The following is a 20110-nucleotide window of genomic DNA, read 5'->3' on the forward strand; positions in this document are numbered from 1 at the left end:
CGGACCGGGGCTGATCAGCCGTCGGCTAGGTAGGACTCCAGCGAGTCGTCGAGGGCGTCCTCCCACGACGTGTGGTGCACCGGCGCCAGCGTTCCCGTCACCGGCGAGGTGTGGCCGTGGTCGCGGTAGCCGATGATCGACTGCTTCTTGTGGCCCTTCCAGTCCTTGAACATCTTGTTGATGAGCTGCGTGTTCGGGTCGGGGCAATCGGTCTGGTCCAGCAGATCCTGGGTGTAGTCGCCCTGGAAGTCGATGGCCCCGTAATCGTCGGGCACGGCGTCCTCGGCTGCCTGGAAGTCGTCGATCCAGCGGGCCTGCGCATCAGCGCTGGGCAGCTCGATGCGGCCCAGGACCACGTCGCGGGCGTACCAGGCCTGGGCGTCGAACATGTTGAACGTGTACCACTGGTCCTGCATCCCCAAGTAGAGAATGCGGTTCTCGGGCTGGAACACGACGCCCCGGTACAGCATCGAGGAGGCCAGGCGGTTGGCGGTCACCAGCCGCAGCTCGTCGTCCATGAACGGGAAGTGGTGCAGGTAGCCGGTGCACGAGACGATGGCGTCAACCTCGGCGGTTGTGCCGTCGGTGAAGTGCACGGTGCGTCCGTCCACATGGGTGAGGATCGGCTTCTCGCTGATGCCTGCCGGCCAGTCGAACCCCATGGGCCCGCTGCGCGAGGAGCAGATGACCTCTGAGGCCCCGTACTTCCAGAGCTGCGACGCGATGTCCTCGGCCGAGTAGCTCGAGCCGATGACCATCACCGTCTGACCCTCGAACTGCACGGCGTCGCGGAAGTCGTGGGCGTGCAGCAGCGTGCCGCCGAACGTCTCGTAGCCGGGGTAGTGGGGCATGTTGGGCGTCGAGAAATGCCCCGTCGACACCACCACCCAGTCGAAGTCCTCGCTGACGCTGGCGTCGGCGGTGTGATCGTGCGACGTCACGGTGAAGCCGTCGCCGACGGCGGACCGGCTCACCCGCCGCACGGCGTGGTTGAACCGGATCTTGTCGCGGACGCCGCTGCGCTCGACCCGGCCGATGATGTAGTCGTAGAGCACCTCCCGGGGCGGGAACGACGCCACCGGCTTGCCGAAGTGCTCCTCGAAGCCGTAGTCCGCGAATTCCAGGCACTCCTTGGGGCCGTTGGACCACAGGTAGCGGTACATGGAGCCGTGACACGGCTCGCCGTGCTCATCGAGGCCCGTGCGCCACGTGTAGTTCCACAGGCCGCCCCAGTCCTCCTGCTTCTCGAAGCAGACGAGCTCGACGCCTGCGGCCTCTGCCGAGGCGTCGCTGGCGAACGCATGCAGCTGCGACAGGCCGCACGGTCCCGCACCGATGATGGCTACCCGTGTCATGTCCGGATCCCCCCTGTGAGTAGATGTTTATGCAATGAGAGTAGAACAGCGCCCAGTCTTGCACCTGCGTGCCAAGGCCCCGGACACAGCCTCGCCTGCCGGCTCAGCCCCTAGGTGAGGCCGCGTACGCGGGACTTGTCGGGGTCGTAGAACGGGTAGCGCACCACCTCGGCGGCGATGCGCTTCTCGTGGCCGTCCAGCTTGCCCACCTCGACGGCGGTGCCGATCTCGTTGTAGGGCAGCGTCATGCGACACAGGGCGATGTTCTTGCGCAAGATGGGAGAGATGGTGCCGCTGGTGACCTCGCCGACGTGGTTGCGCCCCACGTACACGCCGTCGCCGAGCGCCGCCGTCTCGCCCCCGTCGAGCTCCAGGCCCACCAGGCGCCGCTGGGGGTTGTCGCGCCGGTCGAACAACGCATCGCGCCCGATGAAGTCGTCTTCCTTGGTTTTGAGCGGAACCGTGAAGCCGATTCCCGCCTCGTAGGGATCGGTCTGGTCGCAGAACTCGTGGCCGGCGAACACCAGCCCGGCCTCGATGCGCAGCATGTCGAGCGCACTCAGGCCCATGGGCACGAGCCCGTGGGGTGTGCCCGCCTCGAAGATGGCGTCCCACACCGCCGGGGCGTCGGAGGGGTGGCAGAAGACTTCGTAGCCGAGCTCGCCGGTGTAGCCGGTGCGTGAGACCACCAGCGGGATGCCGTCGTAGTCGCCGATGCGGGCGATCGAGAAGCGGAACCAGCCCAGCTCGGACACCGCCTGCTGGTCGGGGCGGGTCCAGATGATCTCGTCGAGGATGCGGCGGCTGTTGGGTCCCTGCACCTGCAGATTGTGGAGCTGCTCGGTGGAGTTGCGCACCCACACGTTCAAGCCGAGCCGCTCGGCCTGCTCACGCAGCCACACCCCGCTGTAACCGAGCTGGCCGCCGATCCAGCGGAAGTTCTCGCGCCCGATCCGGAAGACGGTGCCGTCGTCGATCATGCCGCCGGTGGGGTGGCACATGGCGGTGTACACGACCTGCCCGTCAGCCAGCTTGCGGACGTTGCGAGTGACACAGGTCTGCATCAGCAGCTCGGCGTCGGGCCCGGTCACCTCGTATTTGCGCAGCGGCGACAGGTCGATGGCAGCTGCGGCCTGCCGGCACGCCCAGTACTCCTCGACGGCGCCGTGGGCCGTGAAGTGGTCGGCCAGCCAGTACCCGCAGTACTCGCTGAAGCTGCGCGTCAGCGCTGCGGTGCGGGAGTGGAATCCGGTCTCTTTGGTGAGCTGGGCTTCGGAGTCCGCGGTCATTCTGATGGCCGTCGCTTTCTTGAACATGTTCGCTGCGGGATACACCCGCACTGCGATGTCGGTGGGGTTCCAGCCATTCGCGGCGTCGACATCGCACGGGCACGCAGTGCTGACGCACACCAAGTCCTCCAGCGCCCGCAGCAGCACGTAGTCGCCGGGGCGCGACCAGGGCTCGTCGAGGTAGATCTGATTCGCGTCGTCCACCTGGGTGTTGTAGAAGAAGTTGATCGCCTCCCAGCCCCGTCGCGCAGCGACGCCGTAGGGCCCGAGCTCACCGTTGATGTTGTCGGTGCAGTTGATGTGGCCGGGGTAGCCCATCTCCTCGTAGTAGCGGGCGTTGCAGGCGGTGTTGAAGGTGTCGTGGCGGCCCACCGTGTCCTGCACCACCTCCACGAGCGGCTGCATGTTGGCGTTGAAGAATTTGGAGTACAGGCCCGGCATCGGGTAGCTCGCGCCCATGAGCGAGCGGGTGATGGTGGCGTCGAGGCAGAGATCGGTGCCCGCTTCAAGATCTGCCACGGCGAAGCACTGGAAGTCGGAGCACTGCCGGCCCTCCATGTCCACCACCTGGAACCAGTCGCCCTTCGACACCTGGTAGGCGCGTGCCGTGCTGGCCAGCACGATGAAGTCTTGGCTGGGGTCGGCCAGCGGTGTCGGCAGCAACGGCTCCGTGTCGCTGCCGGCAGGGTCACGGCGATGGACATGGGCGATGAGATCGGTGGGCGGAGCACCCTCGTGCGCCGACATGGGGCCGCCGGGTGCCGCGACCACGCAGGCGACATCATCGAGCGCTGTCACCCGGGCCGTGACGTTCGCCGGCGTGTCGCCGTCGAGCAGCCTCAGCGGGGTCGCTGCCTGCAGGGCGGGCATGTCGACGCCGACACGCTCGAGACCGGCCCGTACGCGGCGTGCGTCGTGCAGCGGCGCTGAGAGGATGCCGACTGCGGCGGGATCGGACCCGCCGGCTGTTCGGGCGCTGCCGCCAGAGCCCTCGAGCCCGGTGACTTCGAGCAGGGCTGGGTCCGACTGCCCGCTGGCGTCGAACGCCACCAGCTCGCACGGCTGGCGGCCCTCCGGATCCACGATCTCCAACTCGTCGCCCGCATCGAGGGCCAGCACCGTTGCCCCGCCGCCGGTGACCCGGTACCGCTCGACGCCCTCTCCGAGCAGCATCAGCCCGGGCACCACCACCGATTCGCCGGGCAGCAGCAGTGTCATCGCCGCCGGCCGAGCGGGCCGGAGAGCCCCTGCTTCGGCGGCCCGTTGCCGTCGTCAGCCCCTGAGATATGGGCCAACATGTCCCATACCAGCAACACGGCAGCGATGCCAGCAGCGACGACTGCAATCCAGACGCCGATGCCCGGATCGGGTGGGCGACCGGGCGGGCCGATGCCGGACGGGTCGAAGATCTCGCGTGCTGCAATGGCAGCGGCGAAACCGGCGCCGATCCACGCTGGGCGCCAGTCGATGTGGATCAGGCCGATCGTCACTGCGCACGCAACAATCGTCAGCCGCCCCTCGGTGATGCCGATGCCGAGCACTGTCTGGTTGCCGCCCAGCCCCGCGTTGACGTGCCATGGCAGCAGCATCGCTGCGCCAGCGGCGGCGGAGCACACCTGGGCAATCCGCTTGCGGGGCGTTTTCACGGTGCCAATCTTTGCATTCCGCGCCGAGCGCCCGTCACGGTTCCTGCCGGCTTCTGTGCCGACAGGAACCGTGACCGGCGAATGCTTGAAGGCTTGGCGGTCCCCCACCCGGCCAGAAGCGGCAGTTCATGCCGGCGCCGCCGGCCAGGCCGAGACTCAGCGCAGCGAGCCTCCGCCGACCACCTGCACGGCGATGATGACGAAGACGATGCAGGCGACGCAGAAGACCACTACGGCCTTCTCCACGTTCTTGTTGTGGCCCTGCAAGCCCTGGAACTCGATTTGCTTTCTGCGAGCCATGTCAGTCCTAACGGGTGAGCTCTACGAGCTAGTTGTACTTCTCAGCGAGCCGGTCGGCCGCGTGGTTGAGCAGCGCGTCCTCGCGGACCGTCACCAGCACTGCTGACACCACCGAGATGGCGATGCCGATGATGGCGAGGACCACCATCGTCGTGTTGGTGCCTGCCGCCGCGCTCCAAGTCGAGTAGCCCCCTGCCGCTTCGGTGGCGGCGTCGAGGCTTTCGTAGGGAAAAGTGTTCATGTTGTTCTCCTTGACCGATTCTGAGCCTGGCGCTCAGCGTCCTGTGTGCTGCCGCCGGCGTCGCGCGCTCTGGCTCGCTGCCGTTGCGCCCACAGCCCTGCTGCACCTACGACGAGGTACATCAGCACGAGTGCGCCGACGAACTGGAGCCATGCGCCCGACACCGTGCGCTAACGGTTGTCCCGGTAGGCCGCCTGCAGGACGCCTGCAGACGGCTCCTCGGAACCGTCGGCGTGAACGATGGACTCGTCCGCGCGACCGAATTCGGGGAAGAAGTCTGTCTCGAACTCGGCCATGTCGAGGCCTTCGAGTTCGACTTCCGGCGGTACCCGCAGCAGGTTCAGCTTCTTGAGTATCCACGAAGCGATGTAGCCCGTGAAGAACGCCAGAGAGATAAGTGCTGCGGCGCCGACGAGCTGGCCCAAGAACGAGGTCTTGACATCCACGATGCCGCTCGCGGGGAACCCGCCGGCGAAGATGCCCAACAGCAGCACGCCCCAGAAGCCCATCACACCGTGGACCGAGACGGCGCCGACAGCATCGTCGATGCGAGCCTTCTGCTCCAACCAGTTGCCCACCAAGTAGGCGAGACCAGCGGAGAAGAACGCCAGGATCAGCGTCAGTGACGGGCTGTAGATGTCGGCCCCTGCCGAGACGGCCACAACTCCGGCCAGGCCACCCGAGAGCGTCCAGAACGGGTCGCCCTTGGCGAAGATGTAGCCGCCGGCGAAGCCGCCGGCGAACGCCATGGTGATGGTGAACGTGATGGCCGACAGGGTGGTCGGGACGAAGTAGATGTTGATGTAGCCGCCGGTGGTCTCGGCCTGGATGTACAGGCAGGCGGCATAGAACGCGTAGAACGCCGTGAAGATGATCATCAGCCCCATCAACGTGAGATGCAGGTTGTGGGGCCTGAATGCCCGTGTCCCGCCGTTGGCGTCGTAGCGCCCGATTCTCGGCCCGAGATTGAAAAGCACGCCGAGGGCGAAGATGCCGGCGATGCCGTGCACCACGCCTGACGCGGCGAAGTCGTGGTAGCCGAAGTGAATGGTCAGCCAGCCTCCGGCGCTCCAGCCCCATGCAGCGGCAATCACCCAGACGATGCCGCCCATGAGAGCGGTCAGCCAGAGGTAGGCCGAGATCCGGATGCGCTCCAGCACCGAGCCCGACATGATCGAGCCGGTCGTCCACGAGAACAGCACGAATGCCGCCCAGAAGACTCCGGTGAGGTTGTCTCCGAGGTTCGGCCCCATGCTGGCGTCCCACGGCACTGAGTAGCCGTCGCCGCAGAAATAGGCCCCCTCGCCGGCGTTGCCGTTGCCGTCGGCAGTCCCGGTGAACTTTAGCCCCTCCTGCATGCAGAAGTAGACCCAGAAGCCGATGTAGTAGAACGTCGGCGTCACCACTGCGATGGTCATGATGTTCTTCATCGCCGTCGACATGATGTTCTTGCGACGGCTGACGCCGGCCTCATAGGTCATGAAGCCGACGTGCAATAGCCACATGATCGCGACGGTGAAGTAGTAGTAGGCCTCGGTCAGTATCCCGTCCGTGGCCACGGCGGCAATGTCCATTGCGCCTCCCCCCGTTTCCTGTTGCGCTTGGGTTGCCGTCAATCCCTTGACGAGCCCAATTGGGGAAGACCGTAACACATTCGCAATGTTGCGGCCGACTATCTACCGCCAGATGGGTGAATCTTGAACCTTGCGGGCGGTCGGCAGGCCAAGGAGCTGAGCCGGTAGGCGAAGCTGTGGCCCGAGCGGCTCGTGAGCGGAGCGAACAAGAGCGGGAATCAACAGGTGCGACAACGGAAGGGTGGACGTGCTGGCGCGGCTCCCACGAAGCTGAGCCGGCGAGCGAGACCGCGGCCCGGGCGGCCGCAACCGGACGGCGCACTGCTGTCCGTCGCGGTGCGGCTCGTTCTCGTCAGCTCTCGCCGGGCTCGATGAATTCGATCTCAGTCACGGCGCCTGTTGCGGCATCGACGACCACCGCGGCCTGCCGCAGGAAGTCGTCGCGGTCACCGGCAGGATCAGCCAGCGTGAACACCACTGCCCACGCCGGCCGCGGCGGGAAGCCCCGTCGGATGAGCCGGATCTCGGACCGGTCGGGCTCGAATCTCTCGGGTGTTGCCTCGAGTGCGGCTCGTGCCACCGCGATGGCGTCCTCTTGCTCCACTTCGACACCGGAGCATCCGTCGAAGAAGATCAAGATCACCAGCAGCAGTGCCCCGGTCCCGACGAGCACCCACTTGCGATTTCCCAGGGTGCGTCGCGTCGGCGGCTCGTCGGGGGATGTCTCAGTCATGTTCCTCGGTCATGTCGCCTTCTTCGGTCATGTCGCTGCTTGCTCGGTGCCGGCAGTTCTCACCGGACGGTCGGGTCGCTGCCGACGGGAAGACAGTCGGGGTGCTGTCGGAGGCGCGGACCGGTGCAGGCGGCAGCTCACGACTCGCTCTCAGACCGCGGAACGAGCCGCAGGACGAGATAGCCGACCACATGCGTGAGCGCCACGAACGACACCCACCACAGCAGCACCTTGAGCCGGTAGTCCCGTTCGCGGCATTCCCAGTAGGTCAGCGCGAGCGCGCCGGCGAGCAGCAGCCACAGCATCACGCTCTGCGCGACGCCTTGGCGTTGGCTGATGAACTCGATCAGGAGCAGCAGTCCCATTGGCTCATCCCCCTGCCGCTGCGCGCGATTCGCTGGCCGGGTACACCTTGATGGAGATGAACCGGACTGGCAACTCGACCAGCTCCACCGGGCCATGGGCCACCTCGCCGTGGATCTGCATGGTGTCGCCCGTATTGAGCAGGTAGGACTTGCCGCCGTAGCCGTAGCTGAGCGAGCCCTCGAGGACGTGGAGGAACTCCACGCCGGGGTGCTGGTAGAGCGGGAAGACGCCACCCGGCTCGGTGATGGTGGTGATCATCGGCTCGATGACCCGATTCGGTCCTCGCAAGGTGCCGAGGTCTTGGTAGAGCCGGTCGGGTCCGCCGCGGTCGTGGTGGATCTCGTGGCCTTCGCCCGCCCGGACGATGACCAGGTCGTGCTCCTCGTCGAGGCCCCGGAACAGCGCCGTCACGGGCACCTTCGCCGTTCCGGCCAGGCGCGCGAGCGTCGACAGGCTGGGTGCGCTCTGGCCGTGCTCGATCTTGGAGAGCATCCCCAGCGAGATGCCGGCGTCGTTGGCGAACGCCGACATGGTCATGTTCAACGCTTGGCGGAGCTCGCGCACTCGGCTGCCGACGACGCGGCAGAGCTCGGCGGTGGTCAACGGTGAGTCGATGGCTGATTCCGCGAGGCTCAGCGAGTCGGGGCCGTCGAGGTCGGTGAGCTCGCTGGGGTCTTCCCGCTGGACCGGGTTCATCGCCCTGATAGTGCCAGATGGCGGTTGCTGGCCGGTGCGCCCGCGGCCTCAGTCCTCAGCCGCCGAGGTCGGCGGCTGCGGCAAAGGTTCGAAGCTCCCGCTCGACACTGCCCATGGGCTGGAAGGCGACCTCGGTGATGCCTGCGGCGGCGAGTCGTTCCATTCGTTCGGGTACCTCGCTGGCGTGGCACACGAAGGGGGCGATGCGCAGCGAGTCGGGGGTGAGCACCTGGCGGTCGATGGCGTTGAGCTCGGTGAGATGGCCTTCGTGGAGTGAGAGGTGGAGGGTGTCGGGATCCATGTCGCCGGTGACTTCGGCGAAGCGGTCGGCATTGGGCAGCGTGCTGAGCCGGGCGTCGCGCTGTTCCAGGAATGCGTGGTACGCGACGCTCACGCCTGGTCCGGCGGTGTCGAGCACCCGCGGCGACTCGATCGTCTCGTCGTCGTCCATGATCGTTCCGAAGCCAAGCAGGATGACGTCGTCGATGCCGGTGTAGTCAGCATCGGGACGGGGCCGCGAGGTGAACACGCCGCAGCCCATCTCAGCCGCCGCGGCGAGGCCACGCGGACCGTTCACGGCGACGATCCACGGCACCTCGATGGGCCGCTCGACCGCTTGGCCCGGCCAATGCAGCATGCGCGCCGCCCTGCCGTCGACCAAGACGATCTCGCCTCGCAGCAGCGCTTGGGTGTCGGCGACCATCTGCGGGAAGTCCGCCCAGCGCAGCGGCTTCTGGCCCATGGCCCGGCGGCCGGTGAAGCCGGTGCCGGCGCCCACGATCACCCTGTCGGGACCGACGAGCCCGACCAATGTCGCGATCGCCGATGCGGTCGTCATCGGGTGGCGCAGCGAGGGGATCAGCACGCCAGTACCCAAGCGGATGCGGTTCGTGCGGACGCCGGCCAGCGCGAGCGTCATCCAGACGTCGAGCTGCAGCGCCGGTGTGTCGTACACCCAGGCGGTCTCGTAGCCCAGCTCCTCGGCCAGCACGATGTGGTCGGGCGTGTCGGGAACCGGCGGGAATGCGGCAGAGATCTTCATGGCGGCAGTCTCGCGGAACACGCCGAGCTGCACCCGGCTGCCGCTCCGGCTTCACGGGGCCGTGTATGCGAGGCTGCCGCAATGGAGATTTCCCAGGGCCTCGACTATGTACGCGACAACGACCAGGCGGTGCTGGCCACCAAAGCACCCGATGGCAGCCCGCAGCTGTCGCCCGTGACGCTGGCCGTTGTGGACGACACGGTGGTCATGAGCACGCGGGAGACGGCGTTCAAGACCAGGAACCTGCGCCGTGATCCGCAGTCGTGGCTCTGTGTGTTTCCCCGGAAGTGGCTGGGCCGCTGGGTCCAGCTCGAGTGCCAGGCCGAGATCATCTCCGGCGAGTCGGCGCTCGATCCGCTGGTCGAGTACTACCGGACTCTGCAGGGCGAGCACCCCGACTGGGACGACTACCGCCGCGCAATGGTGGAGGACCAGCGCTGCCTCGTCCGTTTCCACATCACCAAGGCCGGCCCCGACCAGCACGGCTGAGCCGGCGGGCGCGGCGAGGTGCTGCGCTGACGCAGAGCGTTGGCCGGCAATCCTGAGCTGCGGTGCTCACTCCCAGTTGAAGGCGGCGTCGGGCCGTCGCGCCCACCCGGCCTGGCCGACTTGGCGCATGTCGGTGCCCAGGCGAGCCATCTGTGCGGCGTAGAGCTCGGCGCCGACGTGGTGCCACATGCCGTGGCCCGGGAATACCCACTCGGCGCGCAACTCGGACAACCGGTCCATCGAATCGGCGAGAGCGGCCCATGAGTAGAAGGTCTGCTCAGGCGTGACATCGAGTTCGCCCCGGCGGTGGTTCCAGTGCAGCGTGTCGCCGGTGAACAGCCACCGGTTGTCGATGTGGAAGACGACCGAGCCCTCGGTGTGGCCGGGCACCTGTAGTGCCACGGCGCCCGGCGACACCTCGGTGGGACCCTTGCCCTCCAAAACGACTGTGGCGTAGGGCGCCGCGTCGGCGTCAGCGGCGTGGATCCACACCTGCGCGCCGTAGCGCTCGGCCCACTTGTCGGCATCGGCCACGTCGTCTCGATGGCTGAGCAGCACATGCTCGATGCCGCCGAGGTCGTCGACGCGCTCGGCGAGGCTGCGCAGGTAGCGGGGCGAGTCGACCATGAGGTTTCCGTCGGGTCGTTCGACAAGGTACGAGTGCGCTCCGAACGAGGATCGGGCGTTGTGGCCCAGCGCCCAGACGCCTGGTGTCATCTGGTGGGGGAACGATGGGTCAGGCGGTCGGCGGATCTCCATGTTGCCGATCGACTGAGTTGGGCAGGCCTCGGCAGCCCGCCACAGCGCAGCAGATTCCTCAGGGCTGTTCGGCTGGCGGGCCAGGTATGAGCGCCCGTCGCTGTCCATCTCGATGAGCCCCGGCGCCCAGTGCCGGGCGACGTCGCAGCCAATGCAGCGCGTATCGACGAACCACGGACCCTCGACGTTGTCGGGATGCGCGGAATCGAGACGTGCCATCGTATGCGCCCCCTCATGCCTCTCGCCCGAATGCTAAGCCGGGCCGATTGCCCTAGAGCGAAGCCGTTTGGGCGTTCAACCGCCGGGCACCTGCCAGTGGACGAGGGTGTAGGGCGGGTCGCCGTCGTCGTGGTCCTCGAAGACGGCCTCGACATTGCTGCCGATGACGATGTCCTGCATCGGATCGCCGAGCAGGTTGCCGAGCAAGCGCAGATTGTCGGCGTGGGGCAGCTCGATGAGCACCACGGTGTAGGGACCGCAGTCGGCCAGCACCGGATGCACCGGGTGATGCACCCGCTGCCAGGAGTAGATGCGGTCGGTCGGCTTGGCCGCCGCGGTCCTGCGGCGGGGTCTCGGGTCATGGGCATCTAGGTGTTGCTCAGGCGCCTGGAAATCAAGTTCGTAGGCTTGTCGTGAACACAGCGTTCGACTGAGTAGCCAGATAGCTGCGGGCAAATGGGCACACCTAGCGAGTCAGAAACGTGGGGACCGTCTGCGATGGACCCGAGAATTCCGGCGCTGCTGCGTGTAGCGCTCAGCAGCTACGCAAGTCAGTACATCGACGACAAGTCGGACACCTTCGCGAGCCAATTCCTGATGTGGGCAGTTTGGGAGGTGCTGGGCCCTCCCGGGCATGGAGACGATGCACGTCCAAGCGACGCGTTAGACACGTACAGCGATTGGTTTCAGCGAATTCGTCAAGGCCAGCTTGACCCCGACGTGATGCCAGTTGTCGATGACGTGTCCGCTGAGGAGCTCATCGTGTGCATCGAGCTTGGGCGCGCGTTGGCGGACAGGGAGAGGGCAACCACGGCTCATGTCGATCATCGGTTCGAGCACGGCGACGGCCTCGATCCGCAGTTGATTCAACGTGATGATCAGCTCCAGACGGAGTACACGCGTGCGCAAGCGGAACTGCTGGAAGCGGTCCGCAAGATTGAGGAGACCACGCGGTCGACTGACTCTGGTACGCCTTCCTGAGACGGGGGCGGCATTTTCTTGGTGGTGCAAGCCCGCTCGGTGAGTTGGACAGACGTAGACGTTCGTTAGCTTGCCATCGCGATGGCGGAACGCAAGTGCCGAACGGATGAGCTAGCAGCGCTCGACGCAATTTGCCAGGTCGAGGAAGTCTCTCGCCACGAGTGGTTAGCTGAAACGAATGGGCGAACTCCGGACCTTCGGTTGGAACTGGCGGATGGCCGAACGGTATTCGCAGAGGTGACGCTGGCCACCAGACGAGCGGACCGGGAACTGCGTGGAGCCGCCAAGAAGATGCAGCCGTACCGAGACGCGAGGTTGAGGTTCGAGTGGCAGGTGGTCATCGCTGACGAGCATTCGGATGAGCGGGCGCGCCGCGGTCGCCTGCTCAAGGACCTGATCGCTTCGCTTTCAATAGCGCTCGCCCATATCGAGAGTCAGGGCGGATCACCTGAGATGATGATGCGCAGCGCGTTCGCAGTCCTCGACCCCGCGCCATATCACCCCCATTTGAGCTCGTCTGGCGGCCCGATGCGCCAGTGGGCTTTGGAGTGTCCGAGGGACAAATCCCTGGAGGAGTGGCTTCGACACGACTACATGCCGATTTGTGACTATTGGTACCCGCCTGACATCGAAGATCTTCTGCTGCACGACCTGGAACCGCGCGAGGCGCGAGTGCTGAGCCCGCCAGCGACTCCCCGGGAGGGCACCATCGGCGGGATCTACGTGCACACAATGACGACCGAGTCAGGCTTCATGGCTGGTGGGACGGATCAATTGGTGCCTGTCATTCGGAACGCAATCGAGAAGAAGCAAGATGGTCCTTCGCCTTTTTGTGGGATGAGGGGCGGTTGAGGGTCCGCTTGTAGGGGTCGAGGCCCTGCTGGGATCGGTGTTTGAGAGACGCCGAACCCCAGGGGGCCTCGATGAAGCGTGATGTTATGTCGGTGCGGCTGTGGCTGCCGCGTATTGAGGTGCTGGAGGTCGCGGTCGACGCGCCTTTGGAGCTGGTGGTGCGGGTGCGCTCGGCGGTGCGTCGCCCCGAGTGCCCGGGTTGTGGGACGCCGAGCGGGAGGGTCCATGACCGCCGGGACCGCGAGATCCGCGACTTGGAGGTGTCGGGCCGGCCGACCACGTTGGTGTGGGATCGGCGGCGGATGGTGTGCGAGCCGTGCGGGCGGCGGTTCATGGAGGACCATCCGGCGTTCGAGGGCAGCGTCACGGCGCGTCTGGCGCGGCGGGTGGTCCAGGACGCACGCGCGATGACGGTCAACGCGGCAGCCAAGCGCCATCAGGTGGGCTGGAAGCTGGTCAATGCTTTGGTGGTCGCCTATGCGGGGCTGGTCGCCGGTCATCGACGCCGCCGACGGTGCCGTGTTCTGTTGGTGGACGAGACCTCGATCCGCAAGCGGCACCGCTATGTGACGGTGCTCGTGAACGGCGACACCGGCGAGGTGCTCGCCATGGTGCCGCATCGCAACAGCCAAGCCCTGTCGGGGTTTCTGGCTGCTCAGGGCCACAAATGGTGCAAAGGCGTCAAAGTCGTGGTGTCCGACGGTTCCAAGGCATACAAGGCCGCCATCGAGGCGCGGCTCGGCCACGCCCGCCACGTGCTGGACCGGTTCCATGTGATCCGATGGTTCGCCGCCGGGCTGACCGCGGTGCGCCGAGACGTGCAGCGCCGCCCCGAAGGCTCCAAGCCTGTGTTCGACCGCGACGTGTTCCGGGCCAGGTTCTTGCTCATGAGACGGCCCGACAAGCTCGACGCCGCCGAACGCCAACGGCTCGAGGAGCTGTTCGCCGCCCACCCGCGGCTCAAAGCCGCGTGGGACGCGCTCGGCGAGCTGCACGGCCTCTATCTCGCCAAGGACCGAAAGGGCGCCCTCGAAGCGCTCGACCGGTTCGCGGACATCTACGGCACCGGGCTGATCCCCGAGTTCAGCGACACAGTCGACACCTTCTTGGCGTGGCACCCCCAGATCCTCGACTGGCACCAAGCCGGCCGGCCCAGCAACGGACCCATCGAAGGAACCAACAACCTGCTGCAGATCCTGCGCCGCAAAGCCCACGGCTTCACCAACTACACGAACTTCGAAGCCCGCGGCCTGCTACTAACCTGACCCCGCCGAACCCAGCAGCCCGAATCCCACAAAAGGACGAAGGCTCAGCAAGATTGGGGACAGCTCAGGAACGTCGACGGAGATCGGTGGCTTGTGGTCGTTCTGGATGTTCTCAACGCTCTCGGACAGCTGGAAGAGGCATGCGAACCCGATACGCCCAACTCGGCAGCAGAACTGGGTGGGGTTGAGTTCTCAGAGGTCGACGAGGTCTGGGCACTCGGCAAGACGTTTCACGGTGAACGCCTCACTATCGCTCGCTTCGCGAACTCGGGCTCTCAACCCGAGCTGCTGACTGTGCCGAATCTTCGCCGTCGATGAGTGCTCTGGAGAACAGCGAGAATCAGTCGCCACCACTCGATGTGGACGACGTGGCCTGCACGGCGTCGAAGATGCTCTGCAGGATGCCGGTGATGACGAATTCGCCGAATTCCTCGTCGCTGAGACACTTGTCGACGATGGAGTCGTTCCCGGCGAGACGAGCGATCAGCAGTTGCTTGACGCGATCGAACGCTCCGAGGCGGAACTTGTCGAAGTCGTTTGCGCGAGCCGTTTCTCGGATCGCCTCCTCGCGGAGTCCATCTTCCTGAATCTGCTGCAGGAACAACCGGTCGCTCTCGGTGAAATCGGTGCTGAAGCGGTCGTTGAGCAGTTCGATGATCTCCGACAGCGGCGCCGTGTCGTCTTCGGCCAGTTCCGTGCCGACGTCCGTCGGGCTGGCGACCGATGCGGCAACCTCGTCGTTCAGGCTGATCGCACCCGAGGACATGCGCTGGAGCCGGTAGTACTCGAGGTCAACGTCGCCATCTAGGTGGATTGGCGTGAAGTCTCCGCCTACGTGTAAGTGCGGCAGCAGCTTTCGGCCGTACGAATAGAGCCGCTCAAGCTCGCAGTCGGCGTAGGGGATGATCTGGCTCAAGAAGGCGTAGAGGCTCACGTATGCGTTGAGCCGGTCTCTGAAGACGACCTGTGATTCCGCGTCGAGGTCAGCGAAGCGATCAACTGCAGGTTGCAACGCGGTCTCGATCCGGGCGTGATCGCTCGGCCGCTGCTTGTTCAGTGGCAGGTAGAACACCTGAGCGAACTCGGCAATCTCGGTCTCGTAGTACACCTGCATGTCGTTGAGGTCGTGCTTCAGCTTCTCCAGGTGGTACGGGTCCGAGGCTTCCCGCAGCTGAGTCACTTCGAAGTACGGAGCGAATGCAGCCGCAATGTCGGCGGGGCTGTTGACGAAATCGAGCACGAACGGCGCCTGCTTGCCGGAGGCGACACGGTTGAGCCGCGACAGGGTTTGCACCGCGTGGACGCCGCTCAGACGCTTATCGACGTACATGGCCTGCAACAGAGGCTGGTCGAACCCCGTCTGGTACTTCTCAGCGACGATGAGAATCTGGTAGTCCGGCGAGGCGAATCTCTCAGGCAACGCAGACTCGCTGATTGGCTTGCCGGTGATGACATCGAAGTTCATCTTGGGTTCGGTGTATTCGGCGTCGAGCCCGGGAACCGAGACAGCGCCACTGAAGGCCACGAGCGGTCTCACATCCTCGTAGCCCTGCTCATCGATGTACTTCGTGAACGTCTCCATGTACCGCACGGCATGCAGGCGGGACGATGCGACCACCATCGCTTTCCCTCTGCCGCCCATGCATGGCCGTACATGTTCTCGAAAATGCTCGATGATGACTGACGTCTGTTGCTCCAGCCGATGGGCATGTAGCTGCGAGAACCTCGCGAGCTTCTTCGCCGCTTCACGCCGAGGGAACTGGGGATCCTCCTCGGCGGTCTTGACCAGCCGGTAGAAGGTGTCGTAGTCGGTGTAGTTCCCCAGAACGTCGAGGATGAAGCCTTCCTCTATGGCCTGGCGCATGCTGTAGCTGTGGAAAGGCTCCGGCTTGCCGTCTGACCCAGGCCGACCAAAGAGCTCGATCGTCTTTCCCTTCGGCGTGGCGGTGAACGCGAAGAAGCTCAGGTTCGGCTGCCGGCCGCGTGAAGCCACGACAGCGTTGAGGCCGTCCTCCCAGTCTTCCGGAGCTTCGTCGCCGGTCGCGCCTGCGGCACCGAGCAGCGACTTCATGTCGTGGGCGCTCTCACCGGTCTGGCTCGAATGTGCTTCGTCGACGATGATCGCGTACTTCCGTGAGGCCAGCTTCTTGGCCCACTCGGCCGCTTGGGCATGCTCGCTCGCATCGGGCGTCTCGCCTGAATCCGCACCGGCGAGCCGGAGCAGCTGGCGCATGACAAACGGAAACTTCTGCAATGTGGTGATGACGATTTTCGTGTTATCCACCAGGGCCTGGGCGAGCTGCTGGGAATCCTGGTCAATCGCCTGCACGACGCCTTGTGCGTGCTCTATCTGATAGATCGCCTGCTGCAGTTGCGCGTCAAGCACACGTCGATCAGTGATGACCAAGACGCAGTTGAAGACCTTTTCGTCCTTGGTGCTGTGCAGGCTGGACAGGTGATGGGCGAGCCATGAGATCGAGTTGGTCTTGCCGCTGCCTGCGGAGTGCTGAATGAGGTAGTTGTGACCGGGCCCCTCTGCCCGTGCAGTCTCGACGAGCGCTTCGACGGCATGCAACTGGTGGAAGCGAGGAAAGACCAGCGTCTCGCGTGGGGCGGTGCGCGTGCCCGTGTGGTCCGAGACCGCTTCGTCGCGACGCTCGAGGAACATGTAGGAGCCGATGACCTCCAAGAAGCGTTCGCGCTCGAGCACTTCCTGCCAGAGGTAGCCGGTCCGATACCCGGATGGGTGCTGGGGGTTGCCGGCTCCGCATGTCACTTCACCCGGATGGCTGCCGCGATTGAACGGCAAGAAACGCGTCGAGGCCTTCGCAAGGCGCGTCGTCATGTGGACCTGCTCGGTATCAGCAGCGAAGTGCACGAGGGCCCGCTTGCGGAACCTGAACAGCGGTGCATTGGGGTCGCGGTCCTCGCGGTACTGCTGCACGGCGTCGCGCCAATGCTGATTCGATGACGGATTCTTCAGTTCGCAGGTGGCCACTGGCACTCCATTGAGCGCCATGACCAGATCCACTGTGTCGGCTTCACCCGGGTGGCACCGCACTTGGCGGGTGACGGACAACTCGTTGCTGGCAAATTGCTGCACCGCTTCAGGGTTGAGGCTGTGCGCTGGCTTGAACCACGCGAGTCGATGTGTCTTGCCGTAGAACTTGAATCCGTGGCGAAGGACATCGAGCGTGCCCTTCTTGTCGAGTTCGCGTGCCAACGTCGCGATAATCCTGTCCTCTAGGTCGCCGCCATGTAGCGCAGCCATCTCTGCCCAGAGTTCCGGCTGGGCAGATTGCAGGAATGCCACGACGCGGGCTGGGAACAGTGCCAAATCGACGTCCCACTCAGCGCGGTCGCCCTCGACCCATCCCACGTTGGCAAGCATCGACATGATCGTCGATTCGAGTGCGGCCTCCCCGGTCTGCTCTGACTTCACGCTGTGTCCTCGCACGTTTCCGTCACAACATCCCGAACATCGATCTTCCCCGTCACCGCAGCGGAGATCAACGCCGATCGATACTCCTGAAGGCGCTCGATCAGCGCACCGACCGCTCCTGCAATCTGACTGCCGCGATCCTTGGAGCCGGTTCGCTGAACCAGCTCGTCGATGCGAGCGGTCGCAGCATCCAAGAACATGGCAATCGCGCGCTGTTCGGCAAGTGGCGGGCACGGAAGCACCGCGTCTTCAACGGATCCGTTGCGTATCCCGTACCGCGTGACACCTGTAGCGGAGACTTGCAGCTGTTTGTTCACGCCATCGGATGCCAGCGAACGGAACAGGTAGCCGGGGTCAATTTCCTCACCGGGGCGAATGATGCCGAGGTGGTAACCGCACACAAAGTCATCGGCGGTGGCCTCGACCAACGCTGGCACCCCGATGTCTCGCCAATCCTCCGAGTCCTTCGTGATGAGCACATCGCCGCGACGCAGCCTGAAGCGCGCTACTTCGTCTGCCGTAGCTGTTGCAGACATGAACTCGCCATCGTCCGCGTGAATGCGCTCGCGGTAGTACACATCGGTGTAGTTGCACAGCCTGACGGGGACTTCATCGGCGTTGGATTTCTTGTCAACGCTGCTGGTCCTGTACGACGCCACAAAGCGCAAGCGCGTCGTGCGCCAATGCGCAGGAAGGTCGCCCAACCATCCGATTTCAGCGTCGCGGTAGCTCGGGTATGGCTGCTTCACGAAGTGACCTCCGTGAGCAGTTGAGCGATCTCGGATTCAAGCGTCTTGAGGTCGGCCTCGATTGCTTGGAGCGGCCGAGGCGGCTCGTACACGTAGAAGTGGCGGTTGAACGGAATCTCGTATCCGATCTTGGTCTTGCTGTGATCGACCCACGCGTCCGGCACGTGTGGCAGCACTTCTCGCCGCATGTATTCGTCTACGTCCTCTTTGAGGGGGACCGTCTCGGTATCGCGTAGCCGAGGATCAGGCTCGTGTCCGTTCTTGCCATGGCAGGGTTCGGCACCCGAATCGCGTTCGCCCAATGCGGCAATCACAGCCCTGCGCTCTGCTGCCGTGAGACGTATCTGCAGGCTCTCCTCGACAAGCCGCAGCCGTGCGAGGAATTCATCGCGATCAGCAATGAGTTGTCCGGCAGTCCTGTCAGCGAGCGCGTCGAGAAGGTCTCGTAGCTGCTGCTGACGCAGTTCGCCCTTGACGATCTCGGCATCGTGTGCGGGGCCCGGATCCTTCTTGCTCGTTGCGAGCTTCACGAACGCGGACTCAGACTCGATGCGACCGATGCGCTCGGGGGTCGCCGCGAAACTCAGGCGCAGCGGGCGCTCGACAGTGATCTTGTGATACCCGAAGTCCTCGTTGGCGAACACCTTGCTGACAACGCGGGGCTGGGTCCGAGGCTGATGAGTTACTGGGTCTTCGTCGGTGATGTCGCATGTCTCGCCATCGGCGAAGTTGCCGAGAATGCTCGTGAGGTCGTCGATTTGGACTGACGACAGCTCATTACGCTTGTTGCCGAGGCTGCGGCGCATCTTCTCGGAGAACTGCCGTCCGTCGATGAGCTGCACCTTGCCGCGGCGCCGATCATCCTTGCGGTTCGTCAGTACCCAGATGTACGTCGAGATGCCAGTGTTGTAGAAAAGTTGGTCGGGCAGCGCAACGATTGCCTCGAGCCAGTCGTTCTCGATGATCCAGCGCCGAATGTTGCTCTCACCGCTTCCGGCATCGCCGGTAAACAATGGAGATCCACTGAACACGATGGCGATTCGGCTGCCGCCGGAGCCGTCCGGTTCCACCGGCTGTCGTTTCCGCAGCATGTGCTGCAGGAAGAGCAGCGCGCCGTCGTTGACGCGCGGCAGGCCGGCTTCAAATCGTCCGTTGGCGCCTTGCGTGTCACGCTCGTTCTCGATGAACCACCGCTGTTGCTTCCACTCCACGCCGAACGGCGGATTGGCGAGCATGTAGTCGAAGGTCCAGCCTGAATAGCCATCCGCTGTGAACGAGTCGCCCAAGATGATGCGGTCGGCGTCGTGGTTCTTGATCAGCATGTCCGAGCGGCACACGGACCAAGCATCGTCGTTCCAGTCTTGGCCGAAGAGTCGCGGATTGGCGTCCTCGTTGTGCCTGCGAAGAAATGACTCGGCCTCCGAGAGCATCCCGCCAGTGCCGCAGGCGGGGTCGTAGACCGTCTTGACAACGTACGGCTTGGCGAGGTCCGCTTCCGACGTCAGCAAAAGGCTGACCATCAGGCGGATCACTTCGCGGGGCGTGAAATGCTCCCCAGCTTCCTCGTTCGCCTGCTCCGCACCGAGTCTGATCAGCTCCTCGAATACGTACCCCATCTGCGAGCTGTCCATCCGCGTTGGAGAGAGGTCAAGGCTTGCGAAGCTGCGCACGACTTGGAACAGCAGGTTCTTCTCGTCCATACGGGCGATCTGGGCACCGAATTCGAAGCGTTCCATGATCTCGCGGACGTTGGGCGAGAAGCCTGCGATGTAGGCGTTGAGATTCTGGGCGACCAGATTCGGGTCATCGAGCAGGAGCTGAAAGTCCAGGCGTGACGTGTTGTAGAAGGCCTGCTCGGCGGCGCGCTTGAGCATCTCGTGGCGAAGGCTCTCGCTCTGCTTGGCGTACTTGCCGTAGGCATCGAGCACGGCCTGTTTGGTAGGGGCGAGCACGCAGTCGAAGCGACGCAGAACCGTCAGCGGGAGAATCACCTTGCGGTACTCGTTGCGCTTGTACGGACCGCGCAGCAGGTTGCAGATGCTCCAGATGAAGCCGACCATCTCGCTGTGAGTCCGCGCGTTCACTCAACCCTCCGACCCGTCGTGGATGCCA

20 protein-coding genes are annotated in these 20110 nt (G+C 64.8%); 5 read left to right on the forward strand and 15 right to left on the reverse strand.

The features are described from left to right. Positions 1–14: 14 nt before the first annotated feature. The 10 genes from ACOGXQ_RS16150 to ACOGXQ_RS16195 form a co-directional block, all read right to left on the reverse strand. On the reverse strand, positions 15–1355 hold the full coding sequence (locus ACOGXQ_RS16150) for a flavin-containing monooxygenase (protein WP_419944629.1): 1341 nt from the start codon (positions 1353–1355) through the stop codon (positions 15–17). A 110-nt stretch (positions 1356–1465) separates the two neighbouring features. Continuing rightward, positions 1466–3862 (reverse strand): DUF1989 domain-containing protein, encoded by a 2397-nt coding sequence (locus ACOGXQ_RS16155; protein ID WP_419944630.1) that lies wholly within the window; start codon positions 3860–3862, stop codon positions 1466–1468. Continuing rightward, positions 3859–4290, reverse strand: a complete 432-nt coding sequence (locus ACOGXQ_RS16160) for a hypothetical protein (RefSeq protein WP_419944631.1) — start codon at positions 4288–4290, stop codon at positions 3859–3861. Before ACOGXQ_RS16160 ends, ACOGXQ_RS16155 begins: the two co-directional genes overlap by 4 nt. Before the next feature lie 156 nt (positions 4291–4446). Next, positions 4447–4590: a hypothetical protein gene (locus tag ACOGXQ_RS16165; RefSeq protein ID WP_419944632.1), complete on the reverse strand. Its 144-nt coding sequence runs from the start codon at positions 4588–4590 to the stop codon at positions 4447–4449. 28 nt (positions 4591–4618) lie between these two features. Then, on the reverse strand, positions 4619–4831 hold the full coding sequence (locus ACOGXQ_RS16170; protein WP_419944633.1) for a hypothetical protein: 213 nt from the start codon (positions 4829–4831) through the stop codon (positions 4619–4621). A 170-nt stretch (positions 4832–5001) separates the two neighbouring features. Beyond that, on the reverse strand, positions 5002–6405 hold the full coding sequence (locus tag ACOGXQ_RS16175) for an ammonium transporter (protein WP_419944634.1): 1404 nt from the start codon (positions 6403–6405) through the stop codon (positions 5002–5004). A gap of 352 nt (positions 6406–6757) precedes the next feature. Continuing rightward, the gene (locus ACOGXQ_RS16180; RefSeq protein ID WP_419944635.1) at positions 6758–7138 is read right to left on the reverse strand and encodes a hypothetical protein; all 381 of its coding nucleotides are present in this window, start codon (positions 7136–7138) and stop codon (positions 6758–6760) included. Positions 7139–7275: 137 nt separating this feature from the next. After that, complete coding sequence (locus tag ACOGXQ_RS16185; RefSeq protein ID WP_419944636.1) at positions 7276–7503, reverse strand: hypothetical protein; 228 nt, start codon at positions 7501–7503, stop codon at positions 7276–7278. A 4-nt stretch (positions 7504–7507) separates the two neighbouring features. Further along, positions 7508–8200 carry a helix-turn-helix domain-containing protein gene (locus tag ACOGXQ_RS16190; RefSeq protein ID WP_419944637.1) on the reverse strand — a complete coding sequence of 231 codons (693 nt, stop codon included), beginning with the start codon at positions 8198–8200 and terminating at the stop codon, positions 7508–7510. A gap of 55 nt (positions 8201–8255) precedes the next feature. Further along, complete coding sequence (locus ACOGXQ_RS16195; protein WP_419944638.1) at positions 8256–9242, reverse strand: LLM class flavin-dependent oxidoreductase; 987 nt, start codon at positions 9240–9242, stop codon at positions 8256–8258. Positions 9243–9323: 81 nt separating this feature from the next. Between ACOGXQ_RS16195 and ACOGXQ_RS16200 the strand changes: the two genes are divergently transcribed. Beyond that, positions 9324–9731 (forward strand): PPOX class F420-dependent oxidoreductase, encoded by a 408-nt coding sequence (locus ACOGXQ_RS16200; RefSeq protein WP_419944639.1) that lies wholly within the window; start codon positions 9324–9326, stop codon positions 9729–9731. Between the two features lie 66 nt (positions 9732–9797). On the opposite strand, the gene ACOGXQ_RS16205 is transcribed toward ACOGXQ_RS16200, so the two are convergent. Together ACOGXQ_RS16205 and ACOGXQ_RS16210 are read right to left on the reverse strand one after the other, a co-directional pair. Beyond that, positions 9798–10709: an MBL fold metallo-hydrolase gene (locus tag ACOGXQ_RS16205; protein WP_419944640.1), complete on the reverse strand. Its 912-nt coding sequence runs from the start codon at positions 10707–10709 to the stop codon at positions 9798–9800. 75 nt (positions 10710–10784) lie between these two features. Then, on the reverse strand, positions 10785–10991 hold the full coding sequence (locus tag ACOGXQ_RS16210; RefSeq protein WP_419944641.1) for a hypothetical protein: 207 nt from the start codon (positions 10989–10991) through the stop codon (positions 10785–10787). A 216-nt stretch (positions 10992–11207) separates the two neighbouring features. Here ACOGXQ_RS16210 and ACOGXQ_RS16215 point away from each other — a divergent pair, with 216 nt between their 5' ends. From ACOGXQ_RS16215 to ACOGXQ_RS16230, 4 genes are all read left to right on the forward strand, one after another. Further along, positions 11208–11690: a hypothetical protein gene (locus ACOGXQ_RS16215; protein WP_419944642.1), complete on the forward strand. Its 483-nt coding sequence runs from the start codon at positions 11208–11210 to the stop codon at positions 11688–11690. Positions 11691–11927: 237 nt separating this feature from the next. Then, entirely contained in the window at positions 11928–12542 is a 615-nt protein-coding gene (locus tag ACOGXQ_RS16220) for a hypothetical protein (RefSeq protein WP_419944643.1), read from the forward strand. A 71-nt stretch (positions 12543–12613) separates the two neighbouring features. Further along, a complete protein-coding gene (locus tag ACOGXQ_RS16225; protein WP_419943792.1) occupies positions 12614–13807 on the forward strand; it encodes an ISL3 family transposase in 1194 nt (397 codons plus the stop codon). Between the two features lie 93 nt (positions 13808–13900). Next, positions 13901–14125, forward strand: a complete 225-nt coding sequence (locus ACOGXQ_RS16230; RefSeq protein WP_419944644.1) for a hypothetical protein — start codon at positions 13901–13903, stop codon at positions 14123–14125. A gap of 22 nt (positions 14126–14147) precedes the next feature. Here the strand turns inward: ACOGXQ_RS16230 and ACOGXQ_RS16235 are convergent, their stop codons facing one another. Genes ACOGXQ_RS16235 through ACOGXQ_RS16245 form a run of 3 tightly spaced genes read right to left on the reverse strand, consistent with a single transcriptional unit; the run spans position 14148 to position 20082 of the window. Beyond that, positions 14148–17249: a type I restriction endonuclease subunit R gene (locus ACOGXQ_RS16235; protein WP_419944645.1), complete on the reverse strand. Its 3102-nt coding sequence runs from the start codon at positions 17247–17249 to the stop codon at positions 14148–14150. Next, on the reverse strand, positions 17246–17998 hold the full coding sequence (locus tag ACOGXQ_RS16240; protein WP_419944646.1) for a restriction endonuclease subunit S: 753 nt from the start codon (positions 17996–17998) through the stop codon (positions 17246–17248). The genes ACOGXQ_RS16235 and ACOGXQ_RS16240 overlap by 4 nt, the downstream gene beginning before the upstream one ends. Further along, positions 17995–20082, reverse strand: a complete 2088-nt coding sequence (locus tag ACOGXQ_RS16245) for a type I restriction-modification system subunit M (protein ID WP_419944647.1) — start codon at positions 20080–20082, stop codon at positions 17995–17997. The genes ACOGXQ_RS16240 and ACOGXQ_RS16245 overlap by 4 nt, the downstream gene beginning before the upstream one ends. Positions 20083–20110 lie beyond the last annotated feature (28 nt).

This window comes from Candidatus Poriferisodalis sp. (assembly GCF_965208485.1).
In the GTDB taxonomy this organism is placed as follows: domain Bacteria; phylum Actinomycetota; class Acidimicrobiia; order Acidimicrobiales; family Poriferisodalaceae; genus Poriferisodalis.

Bases quoted from the DNA above. Each gene is read 5' to 3' on its own strand.
- ACOGXQ_RS16175 (WP_419944634.1), bottom strand. From the start codon at position 6,405: ATGGACATTGCCGCCGTGGCCACGGACGGGATACTGACCGAGGCCTAC.
- ACOGXQ_RS16205 (WP_419944640.1), bottom strand. From the start codon at position 10,709: ATGGCACGTCTCGATTCCGCGCATCCCGACAACGTCGAGGGTCCGTGG.
- ACOGXQ_RS16150 (WP_419944629.1), bottom strand. From the start codon at position 1,355: ATGACACGGGTAGCCATCATCGGTGCGGGACCGTGCGGCCTGTCGCAG.
- ACOGXQ_RS16155 (WP_419944630.1), bottom strand. From the start codon at position 3,862: ATGACACTGCTGCTGCCCGGCGAATCGGTGGTGGTGCCCGGGCTGATG.
- ACOGXQ_RS16180 (WP_419944635.1), bottom strand. From the start codon at position 7,138: ATGACTGAGACATCCCCCGACGAGCCGCCGACGCGACGCACCCTGGGA.
- ACOGXQ_RS16170 (WP_419944633.1), bottom strand. From the start codon at position 4,831: ATGAACACTTTTCCCTACGAAAGCCTCGACGCCGCCACCGAAGCGGCA.
- ACOGXQ_RS16165 (WP_419944632.1), bottom strand. From the start codon at position 4,590: ATGGCTCGCAGAAAGCAAATCGAGTTCCAGGGCTTGCAGGGCCACAAC.
- ACOGXQ_RS16195 (WP_419944638.1), bottom strand. From the start codon at position 9,242: ATGAAGATCTCTGCCGCATTCCCGCCGGTTCCCGACACGCCCGACCAC.
- ACOGXQ_RS16225 (WP_419943792.1), top strand. From the start codon at position 12,614: ATGAAGCGTGATGTTATGTCGGTGCGGCTGTGGCTGCCGCGTATTGAG.
- ACOGXQ_RS16215 (WP_419944642.1), top strand. From the start codon at position 11,208: ATGGACCCGAGAATTCCGGCGCTGCTGCGTGTAGCGCTCAGCAGCTAC.
- ACOGXQ_RS16190 (WP_419944637.1), bottom strand. From the start codon at position 8,200: ATGAACCCGGTCCAGCGGGAAGACCCCAGCGAGCTCACCGACCTCGAC.
- ACOGXQ_RS16185 (WP_419944636.1), bottom strand. From the start codon at position 7,503: ATGGGACTGCTGCTCCTGATCGAGTTCATCAGCCAACGCCAAGGCGTC.
- ACOGXQ_RS16200 (WP_419944639.1), top strand. From the start codon at position 9,324: ATGGAGATTTCCCAGGGCCTCGACTATGTACGCGACAACGACCAGGCG.